Genomic DNA, 1850 nt, shown 5'->3' on the forward strand with positions numbered 1-1850 from the left:
ACTGGTGGCCGATATGGTGGCGGGCGTCACCCCGAAGGGCTTCGGACACGAATTCGCGCCGGCACACTACATCGACGCATGGCTGACGCTGACCGAACCGCAAGGCTGGAGCGACGCCGAGGTGGCGCGGCTAAAGACGATCTTCAAATGAACGGCGAACCACGCAAGCGGGAGCGGATCATCCTCGCCCCTGAGCCCGCCGCCGGCCCCTCGCGGGCCTTGATCATCAATCCGGCCGCCGGCCCTCGCGACCGCCCGATCGTCGAACCGGCCGCTTCCGGGACCTTGCCGCAGGGCTTCCCCGCCGGACTTCCGCCAGCCAACACGACATTTTTTTTCGCTTGACGTGACTTGGATCCACGAACGGCAGTTGCAAAGCATAAACCTTTTGCAGACAATACTATCTCCCTGCAGGGGATGGCTTCGATGACTCCCAAAGATCAGGCGCTGGACGCTGAGCGAGGATTGCGGGTGCGGTGTCGGCAAGATCGGCTCGACCGCATGGGTACACGAACGGCGCGTGTCCATCAGATGGGCACTGGCGGGGGGGGAGTAGCCATGACCGGGGAACTAGGATACTTGGGTGCTGGACTGGATTCAGTCTAGAACATCAGTATCCTAGTCCGATCTAGCACACAAGCGGCCCGTGGCAGTCTAGGCTGGGCGCAGCCTAGTCCAATGTAGAACACGTTAGGCTCTGTAAAGAGCGAATCCGTCCGTCAAGCCGAGGAGGAACCGTGGATAGCGCGAGCAGGGCCTTTGCGGCATTCGTCCGCGATATGGTTGATCGGGGAGGACCTAAGTTGACGGAACATGAAGAACTGACGACGTGGATTCGTCGCTTTGACTCGGCCAAACGTCAGGGTTGCGTCACTTCGGCCGATGAGACGGACGTATTCGCAGCCTTCGGGGATGCCTTTTCGCTGGACACTGTTCAGGGTTTCGCCTTTCGCAAACCTTATGGTTATGCGGGCGATTTTGAAATGATCGACCGAATCTACACGTCGTGGATGTCCAGCCGACCTGACCTGATCGCTTGGGACCAATATTTCCATGCTCAGGCAGCGCCCGCTGCTGTCAGAAATCGGAAGGCTTATTTCCATCGTCTCCTTGATGAGCTAATTCACCGCTTGCCAGATGCGCGGGTCCTCAATCTCGGCAGTGGCCCCGGTCGCGGAATATATGAATGGTTTGAACGGAACCCGAACGCTGCCATCAAAGTCGACTGTATCGAGCGAGATCAGAGAGCCATAGAGTATGCGCGTAACCTCAACAAGCCATACCTTGAACGCATCACTTTTCTCCACCAAGACGTTTTCAAGACGCGACCCGATCATAAGTATGACCTAATCTGGGCCGCCGGGCTATTCGACTACTTTAGGGATCGAACCTTCGTATTGGTCGCAAGAAGGATGTTAGCTTCTCTCGCCACCGGCGGAGAGATAGTCATAGGCAATTTTGCTGTCGGCAACCCTACCCAAGCGTACATGGAGCTTGGGCGATGGTGCCTAAATCATCGCACCGAGGCCCAACTGCGCGATCTCATTATGGCCGCGGGTGTCGAATCGCGCGCATTACGTGTGGCCGCAGAGGCGGAGGGCGTGAATCTCTTCGCGCATGGCAGCCGACCCTAGATCAGGATGCGGGTCTCATGGTCTACGTGCTTCACGAGCGACAAACGCGATAATGACGTTAAACCGGCTCATCAATTCAGTTAACGCGGACAATAAAGGGCAAGAAAAGGGGCCAGGCTCAATTACGAATCCGATAATTGCCTCCGGCGTAGGGACTCCGGTTGCCCGGAGCCCCCGCCACAGACCCGGACGTGCAGTTTTCCCGCATCCGGTTCC

General features: G+C 57.8%; 3 protein-coding genes. All 3 read left to right on the plus strand.

All coding sequences use genetic code 11. From position 1 onward, the window contains the following. Window positions 1-13 precede the first annotated feature (13 nt). Window positions 14-151 (plus strand): alpha/beta-hydrolase family protein, encoded by a 138-nt coding sequence (locus QZY48_RS19455; RefSeq protein WP_295434296.1) that lies wholly within the window; start codon window positions 14-16, stop codon window positions 149-151. Beyond that, window positions 148-345: a hypothetical protein gene (locus tag QZY48_RS19460; RefSeq protein WP_295434293.1), complete on the plus strand. Its 198-nt coding sequence runs from the start codon at window positions 148-150 to the stop codon at window positions 343-345. Before QZY48_RS19455 ends, QZY48_RS19460 begins: the two co-directional genes overlap by 4 nt. Window positions 346-803: 458 nt before the next feature. Next, on the plus strand, window positions 804-1634 hold the full coding sequence (locus QZY48_RS19465) for a trans-aconitate 2-methyltransferase (protein ID WP_295434294.1): 831 nt from the start codon (window positions 804-806) through the stop codon (window positions 1632-1634). The last annotated feature ends 216 nt before the right edge of the window (window positions 1635-1850 follow it).

It is taken from the genome of uncultured Thiodictyon sp., assembly GCF_903828115.1.
Classification (GTDB): domain Bacteria; phylum Pseudomonadota; class Gammaproteobacteria; order Chromatiales; family Chromatiaceae; genus Thiodictyon.

Bases quoted from the DNA above. Each gene is read 5' to 3' on its own strand.
- QZY48_RS19455 (WP_295434296.1), top strand. From the start codon at position 14: ATGGTGGCGGGCGTCACCCCGAAGGGCTTCGGACACGAATTCGCGCCG.
- QZY48_RS19460 (WP_295434293.1), top strand. From the start codon at position 148: ATGAACGGCGAACCACGCAAGCGGGAGCGGATCATCCTCGCCCCTGAG.